Below are 15,588 nucleotides of genomic sequence, written 5' to 3' on the forward strand. Positions count from 1 at the left end.
AAGGTTCAGCTCAACGTGGTGTTGCCATGGCCGCGCAGTGCGTGAACGCGCATGGCGGTGGCAGCCCGATCCAGGTCGCCGCTGGCAAGGTCGTCGAGCAGCGTGCGATGCTGCGAAATCGGCTCATGGCCCGACTGCTGGACATAGTCGTCGGTCGGATACAGGAATGCCTGACGCTCGAGAAACGACGAGGTGATCGGGCAGAAGGCGGCCCGGTTGATGGCCATGTGGAACTCCAGATGCGCCATCGCATACTGGGGACTGACAACGCCGTATTCGTGCAAGGCGGCCGCCATCGGGTCCAGCCCGGCGTACAGCGAATCCCAGTCCACTTCAGCGCATTTGGCGGTGATCAGCTTCGCGGCGACCTGATCGAAGGCAATCCGCAGTTCGTGCAGTTCGGCGCGGGCGGCAGCGTCGACCTCAACCACCACGAGTTGACCGCGCCTGACCCGCTCGACGAGGCCTTCGCTCCTCAAGCGCTGCAACGCCTCACGTACCGGTGTACGGCTGACCCCGAGATCGTCGGCGATCTCCTCCTCGGTCAGCCGGATCCCCCCGGCGTATTCACCGGTGGTGATCTGCTGCCGGAGATAGCGGTACACGCGTTCGCGCACACTCAGAGGCTCGCCCGTGGTGGAAACCGCGGTGGCACTGTCCAAGGGACTCATCTCATCCTCGCTTTCGACAGTGCGGCCCGGCAGGCGTTGGTCGCGCGCTGCATGAACGTTCCCGACATCACGTTCATACCCGCTTGCAGCGCCGATGTCTGCAACGCGCTCACCCGGTTGTTCAGGTCGAAGAACTGGTTGCCGGGCGAGATCAACCGACCGAAGTCGAAGGCAAACGGCGCGTCCTCCGAGGCATCGGTCTCTCCCCAGGTCGTGGTGTTGACGAGTAGCGAAGGCGGCTGGTCTTCCAGCAGTTCGGCGAGCACGGCCGGACTACAACCCTCGGCACCGAAACGCTGTGCCCATGTCGCCATCGCGTCCACGTTGCGTGCCGAACCGATCAGCCGGGCCCGTGGCCACGCCCGGCGGCAGGCCAGTGCCACCGAGTTCGACGAGCCGCCGGAGCCCAGCACCAGAACCGACTCCGGAGTCCTCCCGCCCATCAACGTCTCCATGGCCGCCTGGGAAGCCCAGCTGTTGGTGTTGACTCCGACCGCCCCCTCCGATCCGCGGACGATGGTGTCCACCACTCCCGTCTGAGCGGCCGATGGAGTCAAGGTCGGTATCGCAGGGGCGACCTCTTGCTTCCACGGGCTGAGCACCAGCGCCAGCGACCAGCGCGAATCACCCATCAGCTCAACAGGACTGTCGAAATGTACGGTGCCGGCCAGATCGACATTCTCGGCGAGCAGAGCATCGTGCAGCAGCCTGCCCTTCAGCGCATGCGCGGCGGTGGTGCCGATTCCCGCGATGACGGTGGGATCACAAGGTGCCGATCCGGATTCCACGGTTCGTACCTCGTCGATGCACTGTGAGACCGCAGCACGGATCGTCGCTGCGCCGTCGGCCTCCAGGAGGGTCAGCAACGTCATCGCCCGCCCTCCCGCACCGGCTTCACCTGCCGGCCGGCCGGCGTACCGACCACTTCGCCTTTCTCGTATACCAATTGGCCGCGCAGATAGGTGGCCACCACGCTGCCGGTCAGCTTCCACCCGTGATAGGGCGTGACATTGTGTTTGGAGTGCAGGCCGGCCTGGTCGAGCACCACCTCGGCATCGGGATCGACGAGCACGATGTCCGCGTCGAAACCCGGTGCGATCAAGCCCTTGTCGGCCATCGACCAGCGACGTGCGGGAGTGTACGAACACAACCGCACGATGTCCTCTACCGACAGTCTGCCCGCGGCAGCGGCGGTCAGCATCAGCGGGAGCATCGTCTCGACCCCGATGAAACCGCCATAGGCCTTCCACACGTCGGTCTCGGCCTGTTCGGTCGCGGTGTGCGGAGCGTGGTCGGTTGCGACTACGTCGACGTCACCCCGGTCGATGCCTGCCCACAGCGCGGCGACGTCGGCCGCCGGGCGGATCGGCGGATTGAGCTTGATCAGGTTTCCATAAGTGTCATAGGCACTTTCATCGAGGAACAGATGTGAGACCAGGGTTTCGATGCTGACCCGGTGCCCTTGAGCCCGCATGTCCATCACGCGTTGCAGTCCCACGGCGGTGGACAAGTGGTGAATATGCAGTTTGGTCTTGGCTTCGGTGGCCATGGTGATGATCCGGGTGATCGCCTCGACCTCCACGAACGCCGGTCGGCCCTCTAGATGGGCACGGGGATCCCGCCGTCCCTCGGCTTGTAGCCGGTCCCCGAACATCCGGAGCAGATGGTCGTTCTCGGCGTGGACACCGACGACCAGATCCACGTCGGCGGCTGCTTCCAGTCCACGGAATATCGCGGCGTCGTTGGGGCAGCGGTTGTCCCCGGTGGTCTGTCCCATGAAGAGTTTGAATCCCATCGCACCCAGATCGGCCATACCGGCGATCTCGTCCGCGTTGTCGTGATCCAGCATCCCGTACAGCCCGAAATCGACGTACGCCTTGCTCTTCACCAGATCGAGCTTCTGTTGATAGCGCTCCGCTGTGGCGACCGGGGGTTTGGTGTTGGGCATGTCGACGACGGTGGTCACCCCGCCGGCAGCCGCGGCGGACGTACCACTCGCGAAGTCTTCCTTCTCCGTCATGCCCGGTTCGCGAAGGTGAACGTGCACGTCGACGAGGCCGGGAAGCACCAGCAGCCCGGTCGCGTCAACTGTCGGAACCCCGTCCATTGCAAGGTCATCACCGACGGCGATGACGCGTCCGCCGGCGACGGCAATGTCCTGGCGGCGGCGGCCGTCGTGGGACACCACCGTTCCTCGGGTGACGACGAGGTCCGGTTTGAGTGGAGCGGTCATATCGCGACCTTTCTGTTCGTGGATCATCCGAAGGCAAACCGAGCTACGTCAGCGCCAGGTCCGGGTTCTCTTCGTAGACTTCGCGGATGGGCCCGAGCTCGAACAGCTCGTCGACGGACAGGTTCAACCCGCCCGCAGCGACGGCCTTGATGTTCGCGGCAGCGGTTTCGTCGGAGATCGCCAGGATCTGTTGCGCGGGTTTGTCATCGCGGATGAGTTCGTTGCCCGCCAGACAGCAGTCGTACGTGGCTGCGGGGTTCAGATGGAGGTCCTTGCCGTACTCGTTGACCGTCAGGTCCGTTGCCAACTTCGGGTTGTCGAGGACCTCGCGCCAGCCGCGAATCTCGGCGTGCAGGAACGCTTTGAGTTTGTCCCGGTTCTTGTCGATGTTCTCCTGCGTGGTGATGTAGGTCTGCCCCACCAGCGGGAATCCGACGTCGGCCAGGAGCATGGTGTTGATGTCGAAGCCCTTGTGCCGTAGGTCGACAACCTGGCTGTTGATGAAGCCAAGGTAGCCGTCGATCTCACCGGCAGTCATACCGATGGGATCGCCCTGAACGGGAACCGTATTGATCCGGGAGGAATCGAGTTTCAGCGCGGCCATGAAGTTACGCCACACCGGCTCGCTCGATGACGCACATCCGATCGTCCTGCCGTACAGATCTTCCGGCCTGTTTATCGGCTTGCCGGCCATCGACATGATGCAGCCGGCATACCGGCTGTAGACCGCACCGACGATCTTGAGCGGCGCACCCTTGGCGACGGCCGATCCGACGATCGGCACCTGCGAAACCCCCGCGAAGGTGCGCGACAGCACATCGGACTCGATGGGCGGCGCGGTCGGGCCGCCGGAAACCAGGTCGGCGCCGCTGAATCCGGCATCCCGGTAGTAACCTTTCTTGTCCGCGATGTAGCTTCCCGCGAACTGGGTGTTCTTGATCCAGGCAAGGCGTTGGGAGGCTATGCCGAACCCGTCGGCAGCTCCACTTGATTCGCCTGAGACACAGGCGGAGAGCGCGGCTGGTGCGGCCAGTGCGAGACCGCCCAGCGTCAGCCCCCTGGTGAGGAACTGGCGCCGACCGAGATGCTTGTTCATCTGTTACTTCCGTTCGGGTGAGTGGTGGCGTGCTCAGCGAGGAGCACTCATGCGGGCGGTGACAGCGGCCTCGATGACGCTGACGATCTGGTAGACGACGACGCAGGTGACCGTGAGTACGACGACCGAGGCCCACAGCCGGGCGAACTCGAATTCGTTGGCGTCGCGGAGCATCTGACCGCCCAGCCCCTCGCCGGTGGCCAACCATTCCGCGAGCAGGGCTCCGACGACAGAGGTGGTCACCGCGACGCGCGCGGCGGCGAACCACGTCGGAATGGCGTAGGGCAGGGCAACCTTCCGGAACGCCGACCAGGTCGAACCGCCGTAGGCCACGATCATCTCGACATCTGTACGCGGTGTGCTGCGCACGCCGTGCAGCATGGTGAGCAATGCGGGTACCACGACGATGGCGGCGCCGATCACGGCGGTTCCGAGCACTCCGCGGTCGAAGATCAGCACCAGGATCGGAGCGATCGTCACCATCGGGATCGCATGCAGCGCCGTGACCGCAGGCAGAAACATGCTCTCGACAGTCCTGGAGAAGTAGAAGAGCAGCGAAACACTTGCCGCCAGAACCAGTCCGAGGACGAATCCGTATGCGGCGTCGATAGCGGTCCTGACGAGATTCGCCGCGATACCTGCCCGGTGAGCCGCGGCGTCGCCGTCTGCGAACAGATAGTTCCAGACGTCGACCGGCGACTTGGCCACATATGAGCTCACATCGGCCAGAGCGATGAACAGCGTCCACACCGCGAGGATTGCGAGCACCGCGCCGCCCGACGTGAGCAGCGTACGTGCGGCGCTGCGGACGATCGGCGTTTGCAGAGTCGTCATGCTCTTCCTCCTGCCACCCCGGCAGCCCACGGCGTGGCGAGCTTCTCGACCGTGTTGACCAGGACGAAGGCGAGGCCCGCGATGAGGCTCGACACCAGCGTGATGCCCCACGTCCGGACGACATCGCTGGAGGATTGCGCGACCACGAGGGCAGCCCCGAGGCCGCGTTCCTGACCCATGAACTCACCGATGATCGCTCCCAGAATCGCTGCTGGGACAGCGACTTTCAGCGCAGTCAGGATACTGGGCAAGGCGGAAAGCAGTTCAACCTTGCGCAGTACCAGGTACTTACCGCCGCCGTACGCCCGCACCAGGTCCTTGCTGAGCGGATCCGCATGGCGCAGACCGTTGATCGTTCCCACGAGCGTGGTGAAGAACACTGAGACGGCCGCCATGATGGCCGAGGTGATCATGCCGTCGAAACAGGCGGCCAGGATGGGAGCGATCGCGATGAGAGGGATGCACGCCGAGGCGATCCCGGCCTGCAGCACCAGCTTCTCCAAGGCCGGCACGGTAGTCACGAGGGCAGCGCAGCCGATCGCGGCGAGGTTGCCCCAGAAGTACCCCACGGACGCGGACGCCAGCGTGACGGGTATGTGGATTCCGTAAAAGGCAGCGCCGTCGGACATCACCCCGGTCAGGATCTCTGTCGGCGCCGCGATGGCGGGACCGAGAATGCCGGTCATGCCGACGATCTGCCATGCGACCAGCACGATGAGCGAGCCGGCCAGGCCGGAATAGCGGTTGTGGTTCATCGGCCCACCGGCACTCGTACCTCGGTCTCGTCAGCACGCGAGCCGAACAGGATGGAAGACAGCAGGTCGACGTACTCGTGAAACGCGCTGGTGCGCATCATCTCCGGCAGCCGGGGCCTGGGCAGGTCGATCTGGACCGACTTGACCACCCGGCCGGGCCGGGAGCTCATGACCACGACGGTGTCGGACAGGAACACGGCCTCGGCGATACCGTGGGTGACCATCAGAGTTGTTGCCGGTCGTTCGGTCCAGATCCGGAGCAGCTCCACGTTGAGCGTCTGGCGGGTCATGTCGTCGAGTGCGCCGAACGGTTCGTCGAGCAGCAGTACCCGAGGCTTGACGACGAGAGCCCGCGCGATCGAGACCCGCTGACGCATGCCGCCCGACAGCTGGGCGGGCCGCGCGTCCTCGAAGCCGGTCAGCCCGACCAGATCGATGAGTTCCTGGACGAACTCGTCGGATACGGACTGTTTGGACACCTCGAGCGGCAGTCGGATGTTGGACCGGACGGACCGCCACGGCAGTAGGGCCGAATCCTGGAAGGCGATGCCCAGATGATGATGTCGCCGCATGTCCTGCGGGGTCTCGCCGTGGACCAGGGCAATGCCCGCGTTCTGCGCCTCAAGTCCCGCGAGGATCCGCAACACGGTGCTCTTTCCGCATCCAGAGGGTCCCAGGAGCGTCACGAACTCACCCGCCTCCGACTGGATGTCGACTCCGTCGAGTGCCGTGACGACGGATCGGCCCACCTTGAACTGCTTTGTCAGTCCACCTATGTGAATCCCGGGTGCCGTCGGCGCGATCATGTGTTCTCCTCTGGTGGGAAGCAGGTCACGTTCGGATCCAAGCTTGGATCCATAACTTAGGGACGTTTTGTTTCCTCGCGATGAACTCCGGACACGGGCGGGTTACGAAAGCGGCGGCCCACCTCCGCGCGTGTCCCCCGACACCCGCGGGTGGTTTTCGGTAGGCAAGGGCCATGGACATCGAACAGACGGTTGCGGTCATCACCGGCGCGGGATCAGGAATCGGCCGCGCACTGGCGGAAGCGTTCGCCGTGGCCGGCGCCCGGGTGGTGGCCGCCGACCTCGACGCGGAATCGGCCGAACAGACTGCCGCGCAGATCCGTTCGGGTGGCGGCCAGGCGCTCGCGGTCCGGGCAGACGCCGGTGTCACGGCTGACATCGAGGCGCTGACCACCACCGAGTTCGGTCCGGTCGACATCTATGTCGCCAATGCCGGCATCATCGGTGCGCCGGGCCTCGGCACCGACGAGGACTGGGATCACATCCTGGACGTCAATCTGCGCTCCCATGTCCGGGCGGCACAAGTAATTGTCCCGCAATGGTTGTCGCGCGGTGGCGGCTACTTCGTCTCGGTCGCGTCGGCGGCCGGTCTGCTGTCCCAGATCGGGGCAGCCGGATACGCCGTCACCAAACACGCCGCGGTCGGATTCGCCGAATGGCTGGCCATCACCTACGGCGACGACGGCGTCGGGGTCAGCTGCGTCTGCCCGTTGGGGGTTGACACCCCACTGCTCGACGCGGTGCGCGCCTCGGCGGATCCGGATTCAGCGGCCGGTGCGGCGTCCATCGTGCAGTCCGGCGACGTGATCAGTGCCGAGGATGTCGCGGCGGCCACGGTGGACGCCGTGCGGTCGGACCGGTTCCTCGTGCTACCACATGCGCAGGTGCTCGACATGTACCGCCACAAGGGCTCTGACTACGACCGGTGGATCGCGGGGATGCGCCGTTACCAACGGTCACTGCGCGCCGGCAGATGACCGCCCGGCCGCGGGCAGCGATTGCGGCGGGACGTAGACACCCAGTGAGATGCGGTGCCACCACACGTGGTCGTGGCGCAGCTCATCCCAGGTGCTGAACTCGTAACGGTACAGCCGGGCGCGCACGTACCGGGGCGGATCGTCGGGGAACGGGTTGCGCCGCAGCAGTTTCAACGTGGCGCGGTCGTTCTCCAGAAGCCGGGTCAGCAGCATGCGCAACCAACCGTGGGCATAGGCCGGCGAGATCGCCGCGAACCACATCAACCAGTCCAGCCGCAGGTGATACGGCGCGAACTGGCGCGGCCACCGATGCACATCGCCTGGCTTGCCTTTGAATTCGTATTCCTTCCACACGGTGTGATCGCTCAACTGCGGGTCCGAGGTACCCTCCAACACCACCTCGTCGCGGGTGCGGCCGACGGTGCCGAACGCGCCGTAGGAATTCACCAGGTGGTAGCTGTTGTAGGAGGCGTTCATCCGCTGCCGTTTGGAGAACAGGTTGCGTGCGGGCCAGTAGCTCATCGCGGCCACCGCCACCGCGAACCCGATCACCATGACGACGAACCATAGTGGCGGCTGGCCGAATTGGTGTTCGGCCACCGGGAACAGGACCGCTGCGGTGGAGTCCGACAGCGCACTGAACGCCAGCACGATGGTGATCCAGTTGAGCCAGGCGAAGTTGCCCGATGCCACCAGCCACAGCTGGGTGACGATCACGATCACCGCCGCCCAACTCGCCACCGGCTGCGGCGCGAAGAGGGCGAACGGCACGACGAGTTGGGCGAAGTGATTGCCGGCCACCTCGATTCGGTGCAACGGCTTGGGCAGGTGGTGGAAGAACCAGCTCAGCGGGCCGGGCATGGGTTGCGTCTCGTGGTGGTAGTACAGGCAAGTCAGGTTGCGCCAGCACGGGTCACCCCGCAGTTTGATCAGACCGGCACCGAACTCGACGCGGAACACCAGCCAGCGGGCCAGCCACAGCACCAGAAGCGGAGGCCCGACGTCGTCGTTGCCCAGGAACATCACCAGGAACCCGGCCTCCAGCAGCAGTGATTCCCACCCGAACGAGTACCACGTCTGGCCGACGTTGACGATCGACAGGTACAGCACCCACACCACCAGCCAGGTCAGCATGGCGGCCCACAACGGCACCAGATCCCCGAAGCCGACCACAAGGGCCGCGGACAGCACCGCGCCGGCGATGCAGACCGCGGCGAAGAAGCGGTCCGAGTAGTGGAAGTGGAACAGGCTCGGCGCGCGCCGGAATGAGTTGACGGCCAGGAATCGAGGTATCGGAAGCAGCCCCCGCTCGCCGAGGAGGCCGCGGAACTGCCGGGCCGCCACGATGAACGCGATCAGGTAGATCGCCGCGGTCCCCCGCTGCAATACCTGTCTGGCCAACCAATATTCGTCTGCGATGAACCATTCCATACGCGGACCTGCCGACGTTGCGGGTGTGTCCACGAGAACGGTACCCCGATTCGGGGCATTTCATACCTGGTACGGGAGCGCTAGCGTCGTCGCAGCGCCAACCGGAAACCGGACGGCATCATGGTAAGGCGCTCCTGCACCTGAAGCGTGTAGTCCGGGTCGGCGGTCAGGTCGTAGCGCCGGATCAGCACCGCCAGCATCAGCACCGCCTCGTGCAACGCGAACTGTCTTCCAATGCATGATCTTTCGCCGGTACCGAACGGCTTGTACAGGCCGCCCGGCCGGGCCCGCACCTGTTCGGGGGCGAAGCGGTCCGGGTCGAAGGCCTCCGGGTCGGGACCCCACCGCGGGTCACGATGCAGCGTCGAGGTGAGCGCCAGTGCCCAGTCTCCCTTGCGCATCGGGTGGATCCCGGCGAGCACGGTGTCCTCACGGGCGGCCCGGTAGTACGCCGGAACCGTTGGCTGCAGCCGCAGCGATTCGTCCAGAACACGGCGGACATAACGCAGTTTGGCGATCTTCTCGAACCCCGGCCGCGGTTCGTCCCCCCACACCTCGTCGATCTCGTCGCGGGCGCGGGCGAACACCTCGGGATGCTGCGACAGGAAGTACAGCGCGAATGAAAGTGCACCGGAGGTGGTTTCGTGCCCGGCGATCAGAAAGTTGATCAGCTGATAGCGGATGTTGGCGGCGTCGAGGTCGGACTCCAGCATGATTTGCAGGAGGTCGTCATGATCGCCTGACGGCTGCGTGCGCCGCGCGGCGACGATGTCGTCGGCCAGGTCGTGGAGGTACTTCGCGTCGCTGCGGACCCGGCGCTCGTAGCGCCGGTAGGTGAAAGCGGGCAGGAATGTTTCGCGGAGCACCCCGAGCCGGTCGGCGCCCAGCAGCGCGGACACCATGTGCGCGACGAACGGGTGCAGCACGTCGTCCTGGAAGCACCTGAACGAGTATCCGGCCGCGCACCGTCCGATGGTCTCCAACGTCACCCGCGTGGTGTCGGCCGAGACGTCGACGGTGTCTACGGCGTCGGCCTGTCGATCCCAGCGGTCGGTCAGCTCGTCGGCGACGTCGAACATCACCCCGTGATAGCGGCGCATCGCGGCCTGGCTGAATGCCGGCGTGAGCAGCTGATGGGCCTTGTGCCAGTTCGGTTCGTCGTTGTAGGCGGTGAACAGTCCGTCGCCCCCTACGATCCGCAATGCCTCGATGTCGGGGCCGACATGCTTGCAGAACCGGGTCTCGTCGTTGAGGTCGGTGACCGCGTCGGCACCGGCGGCGACCACATAGCGGGCGCCCAGGAACCGGAATTCGCAGATGGGCCCGAGTTCGGCCATGCCCATCGCGTTCTGCATCGAGGAGTCGGGTTGCAACGCGAGAACGTCCCCCAGCAGCGGCACTCGCCGCGGCGGGTGGGGCAGTTTCGGATACTTGGTGCCACCGTGGGGTGAGGTCCGTGCGGCCGCGACGGTCATGACTCCAGGATTCCGCCCTTGTTGTACATGTGTCAAGTAAGGATTCGCGCGCCACGCTTGGCCGAGCCTGAGCGGCGGTGAAGTTAAGCTGCAGGTGTGGGTGCCGAGTCGAGACGCCGGCTGTCCCCCGCCGACAGACGCAACGAGTTGCTGGCGCTGGGTGCCGAGGTATTTGGCCAGCGGCCGTACGACGAGGTCCGTATCGACGAGATCGCCGAACGCGCGGGAGTGTCGCGGGCCCTGATGTACCACTACTTCCCCGACAAGCGTGCCTTCTTCGCCGCGGTGGTGCAGGCCGAGGGCGAGCGCTTGTTCGAAGCCACCAGCACCCCGCCCGAGCCTGGTCAGAGCCTGTTCGGCCAGCTGCGCGCCGGCGTGATGGCCTACCTGCGCTACGACGAGGAACACCCACACGGCGCGTGGGCGGCGTACATGGGTCTGGGCCGCACCGATCCGGTGCTGCGCGGGGTCGACGACATCGACAACGACCGCCAGGCCGGCCGGATCATGGGGCGGATCGCCGAGGCGGTCTCCGAGCCACTCGACGCCAAGGTCGAACGCGACCTACGGGCCACCGTGTACGGCTGGCTGGCCCTGACCTTCGAGATGTGCCGGCAACGGCTCAAAGATCCGTCGATCGACGCCGGTTTCGTCGCCGACAGTTGCGCACACGCGCTGCTCGACGCCATCGGCCGGGTGCCTGGTCTGCCCACCGACCTGGTCTGCGCTGCGGCCCCGGAACACCGCTGAGGCCAGCTTGTCGGTGCTGCGCGGCAGTATGGCTAGATGACCACCACGCCGGCCGATCCGCTGGCCCGGTTCAGTGCACTGACCCGGGAGTGGTTCACGGCTGCCTTCCCTGCGCCGACGGCGGCCCAGGCGCAGGCCTGGTCCGCGATCGCCGAGGGGCACAACACCCTGGTGATCGCTCCCACCGGTTCGGGCAAGACCCTCGCCGCGTTCTTGTGGGCCATCGACGAACTGGCCCGATCCGATGCCGAGCAGAGGTCGGGCACCACGGTGCTCTACGTGTCACCGCTGAAGGCATTGGCCGTCGACGTCGAGCGCAACCTGCGCACCCCGTTGACCGGGATCACCCGGGTCGCCGAACGCCACGGGGTGGCTGCCCCGTCGATCAGCGTCGGGGTCCGGTCCGGGGACACCACGCCCAGCCAGCGCCGCGCGATGCTGAGCAAGCCGCCCGACATCCTGATCACCACCCCCGAGTCACTGTTCCTGATGCTGACCTCGGCAGCCCGCGAGACGCTGGCTTCGGTGCGGACCGTGATCGTCGACGAGGTCCATGCCGTCGCCGCCACGAAACGCGGGGCGCACCTGGCGCTCTCACTCGAGCGGCTCGATCAGCTCCTCGACAAGCCGGCCCAGCGCATCGGATTGTCCGCGACGGTCCGTCCACCCGAGGAGGTGGCCCGGTTCCTGTCCGGACAAGCCCCCACCACCATCGTGGCCCCGCCCGCCGCCAAGACCTTCGATCTGTCCGTCCAGGTTCCCGTTCCCGACATGGCCAACCTCGACAACAACAGCATCTGGCCCGACGTCGAGGAACGGATCGTCGACCTCATCGAGGCGCACCAGTCCTCGATCGTGTTCGCCAACTCCCGCCGGCTGGCCGAGCGGCTGACCTCGCGTATCAACGAGATTCATGCCGAACGGTCCGGCATCGAGTTGCCGTCCACGCACAATCCCCAGGTCGGCGGCGGCGCCCCGGCCCAGCTGATGGCCAGCGGGCAGGCCAACGGCGCGCCGACGCTGCTGGCCCGGGCCCACCACGGTTCGGTCAGCAAGGAGCAACGCGCCCAGGTCGAGGATGACCTCAAGAGCGGGCGGCTGCGTGCGGTGGTCGCCACATCCAGCCTGGAGCTGGGCATCGACATGGGTGCGGTCGATCTGGTGATCCAGGTCGAGTCTCCGCCGTCGGTGGCCAGTGGGCTGCAGCGCATCGGGCGCGCCGGCCACCAGGTCGGAGAGATATCGCAGGGCGTGCTGTTCCCCAAGCACCGCACGGACCTGATCGGCTGTGCGGTGACGGTGCAGCGCATGCGCTCCGGTGACATCGAAACCATGCACGTCCCGGCCAACCCGCTCGACGTGCTGGCCCAGCACACGGTGGCCGCGGCTGCCCTCGAGCCCGTGGATGCCGACGCCTGGTTCGACGCGGTACGGCGCAGCGCACCGTTCGCCACATTGCCGCGCAGCGCCTTCGAGGCCACCCTCGACCTGTTGTCCGGGAAGTATCCGTCCACCGAATTCGCCGAGTTGCGGCCGCGGCTTGTCTATGACCGCGACCATGGAACGCTGACGGGCCGCCCGGGCGCCCAGCGCCTGGCTGTCACGTCCGGCGGAGCCATCCCCGACCGCGGCCTGTTCACCGTCTACCTGGCCACCGATTCCGAAAAACCTTCCCGGGTCGGCGAACTCGACGAGGAGATGGTTTACGAGTCCCGCCCCGGCGATGTCATCTCGCTGGGCGCCACCAGTTGGCGGATCACCGAGATCACCCACGACCGGGTGCTGGTCATCCCGGCTCCGGGACAGCCCGCGCGGTTGCCGTTCTGGCGCGGTGACAGTGTGGGCCGACCCGCCGAGCTGGGCGCCGCGGTGGGAGCGTTCACGGGTGAACTCGCCACCCTCGGGCGCGCTGATTTCGACAAGCGTTGCCAGACAATGGGTTTCGCTGGTTTCGCCACCGACAATCTGTACCAGCTGTTGCACGATCAGCGGGAGTCCACCGGCGTGGTCCCCAGCGACAGCACCTTCGTGGTGGAACGCTTCCGTGACGAGCTGGGCGACTGGCGCGTCATCCTGCATTCCCCGTACGGGCTGCGGGTCCACGGGCCGCTGGCGCTGGCGGTGGGCAGGCGGTTGCGAGAGCGGTACGGCATCGACGAGAAGCCCACCGCCTCCGACGACGGCATCATCGTGCGGCTGCCCGACAGTGGCGAAAACCCGCCGGGGGCAGACTTGTTCGTGTTCGACGCCGACGAGGTCGAACCCATCGTCACCGCCGAAGTCGGCGGGTCGGCGTTGTTCGCGTCCCGGTTCCGTGAATGCGCCGCCCGTGCCCTGCTGCTGCCGCGCCGACACCCGGGCAAGCGTTCCCCGCTATGGCATCAACGGCAGCGCGCCGCGCAACTGCTCGACATCGCCCGCAAGTACCCGGACTTCCCGATCGTGCTGGAAACGGTGCGCGAATGCCTGCAGGACGTCTATGACGTCCCGGCCTTGACCGAGCTGATGCGCCGGGTGGCACAACGCCGGCTGCGGGTGGTCGAGGTGGAAACCGCCACGCCATCACCCTTCGCGGCCTCGCTGCTGTTCGGCTATGTCGGCGCGTTCATGTACGAGGGCGACAGCCCGCTGGCCGAGCGGCGGGCCGCGGCGCTGGCGCTGGACACCGTCCTGCTGTCCGAACTGCTGGGCCGGGTCGAGCTGCGCGAACTGCTGGATCCGGCAGTGGTCACCTCCACGTCGGCTCAGCTTCAGCACCTGACCGAGGACCGCGCTGCACGCGACGCCGAGGCGGTGGCCGACCTCCTGCGGATGCTGGGCCCGCTCACCGAGGCCGAGATCGCCGCGCGCGCCACCACCGAGACGATCGGCGGCTGGCTCGATGGGCTGCAGGCCGCCAAGCGCGCCCTGCCGGTGACGTATGCCGGGCGGACGTGGTGGGCGGCGGTGGAGGACATCGGCCTGCTGCGTGACGGGGTGGGCGCACCGGTCCCGGTCGGCGTGCCAGCGGCGTTCACCGAATCCGTCGACGATCCGCTCGGCGATCTGATCGGCCGCTATGCCCGCACCCACGGACCATTCACGACCACCGAGGTCGCCGCCCGCTTCGGGCTCGGCCTGCGGGTCACCGCAGATGTGCTGGGCCGCATGGCCGTCGATGGCCGGCTGGTGCGCGGCGAGTTCACCGACGATCTCGCCGGCGATCAATGGTGCGACGCCGAAGTCCTGCGCATCCTGCGCCGTCGTTCCCTGGCCGCGCTACGCGCTCAGGTCGAACCGGTCAGCACCGCGGCCTACGGTCGCTTCCTGCCGTCCTGGCAGCACGTCGGGTCCACCCACAGCTCGGGTATCGACGGGCTGGCCGCGGTGGTCGAGCAGTTGGCCGGTGTTCCGATTCCCGCGTCGGCGGTGGAGTCCCTCGTCTTCGGCCAACGGGTCCGGGATTACCAACCCGCCATGCTGGACGAGCTGCTGGCCTCCGGTGAGGTGATGTGGTCGGGCGCCGGCCAGATCGGTGGCAGTGACGGCTGGGTGGCATTCCATCTGGCGGACACCGCACCGCTGACGCTGCCCGTGCCCGCCGAGATCGAGTTCACCGATATCCACCGGGCCATCATGGAGACGCTGGGGCACGGCGGGGCGTACTTCTTCCGTCAACTCACCGACCAGGCTGCCGAATCGGAGCTGAAAACCGCTCTGTGGGAGCTGATCTGGGCCGGATGGGTCACCGGCGACACTTTCGCCCCCGTACGGGCACTGCTGTCAGGTCCGCGAAGGTCCGGGACACCGGCGCACCGGCAACGCCAGCGGCCGCCGCGGCTCAGCCGTTACAGCGTCGCGCGCCCCCACAGCCGCGCAGCCGATCCGATGGTGTCCGGCCGGTGGTCGTCATTGCCTGGCGCAGAGCCGGATTCGACGGTGCGGGCCCACTTCCAGGCAGAGTTGCTGCTCAACCGGCACGGGGTGCTGACAAAGGGAGCGGCGGCAGCCGAGGGGGTGCCCGGCGGGTTCGCCACCCTGTACAAGGTGCTGACCGCGTTCGAGGATGCCGGCCGTTGCCAGCGGGGCTATTTCGTCGAATCTCTGGGCGGCGCACAGTTCGCGTCCGCCTCGACGGTCGACCGGTTGCGTTCCTACCTCGACGGGGTCGACCCCCAGCGGCCCGAGTACCACGCAGTGGTTCTCGCCGCGACCGACCCGGCCAACCCGTACGGAGCGGCGCTGGCCTGGCCGGACCGCGGCGGCGATGACACCCACCGGCCCGGCCGCAAAGCCGGAGCCCTGGTCGCGCTGGTCGACGGGCAATTGGTGTGGTTCCTGGAGCGCGGCGGCCGGACCCTGCTCAGTTTCGCCTCCGATGCCGATACTCAGCGGGCCGCCGCAGCCGCCTTGGCCGAACTCGTGAGTTCGGGCCGCATGCCGTCACTACTGGTCGAGCGGATCAATGGGGTCGCGGTGCTCGATCCCGGCGTCGACGATGACCGTGCCGCGGTGCAGGAGGCGCTGACCGGGGCCGGGTTTTCCCGTACCCCGCGCGGCCTGCGGCTTCGGTAAGTTCGA

General features: G+C 66.8%; 12 protein-coding genes. 3 read left to right on the forward strand and 9 right to left on the reverse strand.

Annotation, left to right across the window (positions count from 1 at the left end):
* Window positions 1-5: 5 nt before the first annotated feature.
* Genes BN2156_RS12885 through BN2156_RS12915 form a run of 7 tightly spaced genes read right to left on the reverse strand, consistent with a single transcriptional unit; the run spans window position 6 to window position 6,395 of the window.
* Window positions 6-671, reverse strand: a complete 666-nt coding sequence (locus tag BN2156_RS12885; RefSeq protein WP_090514265.1) for a GntR family transcriptional regulator — start codon at window positions 669-671, stop codon at window positions 6-8.
* Window positions 668-1,543: a hypothetical protein gene (locus BN2156_RS12890; protein ID WP_090514267.1), complete on the reverse strand. Its 876-nt coding sequence runs from the start codon at window positions 1,541-1,543 to the stop codon at window positions 668-670. The genes BN2156_RS12885 and BN2156_RS12890 overlap by 4 nt, the downstream gene beginning before the upstream one ends.
* Window positions 1,540-2,904: an allantoinase AllB gene (allB, locus tag BN2156_RS12895; protein ID WP_090515860.1), complete on the reverse strand. Its 1,365-nt coding sequence runs from the start codon at window positions 2,902-2,904 to the stop codon at window positions 1,540-1,542. Before allB ends, BN2156_RS12890 begins: the two co-directional genes overlap by 4 nt.
* 43 nt (window positions 2,905-2,947) lie before the next feature.
* Window positions 2,948-4,000, reverse strand: coding sequence for an ABC transporter substrate-binding protein (locus tag BN2156_RS12900; protein ID WP_090514270.1), 1,053 nt, complete (start codon window positions 3,998-4,000; stop codon window positions 2,948-2,950).
* A gap of 33 nt (window positions 4,001-4,033) precedes the next feature.
* On the reverse strand, window positions 4,034-4,834 hold the full coding sequence (locus BN2156_RS12905; RefSeq protein WP_090514273.1) for an ABC transporter permease: 801 nt from the start codon (window positions 4,832-4,834) through the stop codon (window positions 4,034-4,036).
* Entirely contained in the window at window positions 4,831-5,589 is a 759-nt protein-coding gene (locus BN2156_RS12910; RefSeq protein WP_090514276.1) for an ABC transporter permease, read from the reverse strand. The genes BN2156_RS12905 and BN2156_RS12910 overlap by 4 nt, the downstream gene beginning before the upstream one ends.
* Window positions 5,586-6,395: an ABC transporter ATP-binding protein gene (locus tag BN2156_RS12915; protein WP_090514279.1), complete on the reverse strand. Its 810-nt coding sequence runs from the start codon at window positions 6,393-6,395 to the stop codon at window positions 5,586-5,588. The genes BN2156_RS12910 and BN2156_RS12915 overlap by 4 nt, the downstream gene beginning before the upstream one ends.
* 173 nt (window positions 6,396-6,568) lie before the next feature.
* Between BN2156_RS12915 and BN2156_RS12920 the strand changes: the two genes are divergently transcribed.
* Window positions 6,569-7,372, forward strand: a complete 804-nt coding sequence (locus BN2156_RS12920; protein WP_090514282.1) for an SDR family oxidoreductase — start codon at window positions 6,569-6,571, stop codon at window positions 7,370-7,372.
* Here BN2156_RS12920 and BN2156_RS12925 read toward each other — a convergent pair.
* Both BN2156_RS12925 and BN2156_RS12930 read right to left on the reverse strand, forming a co-directional pair.
* Complete coding sequence (locus BN2156_RS12925) at window positions 7,352-8,803, reverse strand: lipase maturation factor family protein (protein WP_090514285.1); 1,452 nt, start codon at window positions 8,801-8,803, stop codon at window positions 7,352-7,354. The genes BN2156_RS12920 and BN2156_RS12925 overlap by 21 nt on opposite strands.
* An 80-nt stretch (window positions 8,804-8,883) precedes the next feature.
* The gene (locus BN2156_RS12930; protein WP_090514288.1) at window positions 8,884-10,278 is read right to left on the reverse strand and encodes a cytochrome P450; all 1,395 of its coding nucleotides are present in this window, start codon (window positions 10,276-10,278) and stop codon (window positions 8,884-8,886) included.
* Window positions 10,279-10,374: 96 nt separating this feature from the next.
* Here BN2156_RS12930 and BN2156_RS12935 point away from each other — a divergent pair, with 96 nt between their 5' ends.
* The gene (locus BN2156_RS12935; RefSeq protein ID WP_090514291.1) at window positions 10,375-11,028 is read left to right on the forward strand and encodes a TetR/AcrR family transcriptional regulator; all 654 of its coding nucleotides are present in this window, start codon (window positions 10,375-10,377) and stop codon (window positions 11,026-11,028) included.
* A gap of 36 nt (window positions 11,029-11,064) precedes the next feature.
* The gene (locus tag BN2156_RS12940) at window positions 11,065-15,582 is read left to right on the forward strand and encodes an ATP-dependent helicase (protein WP_090514294.1); all 4,518 of its coding nucleotides are present in this window, start codon (window positions 11,065-11,067) and stop codon (window positions 15,580-15,582) included.
* The last annotated feature ends 6 nt before the right edge of the window (window positions 15,583-15,588 follow it).

The organism is Mycolicibacterium neworleansense (genome assembly GCF_001245615.1).
Taxonomy (GTDB): Bacteria; Actinomycetota; Actinomycetes; order Mycobacteriales; family Mycobacteriaceae; genus Mycobacterium; species Mycobacterium neworleansense.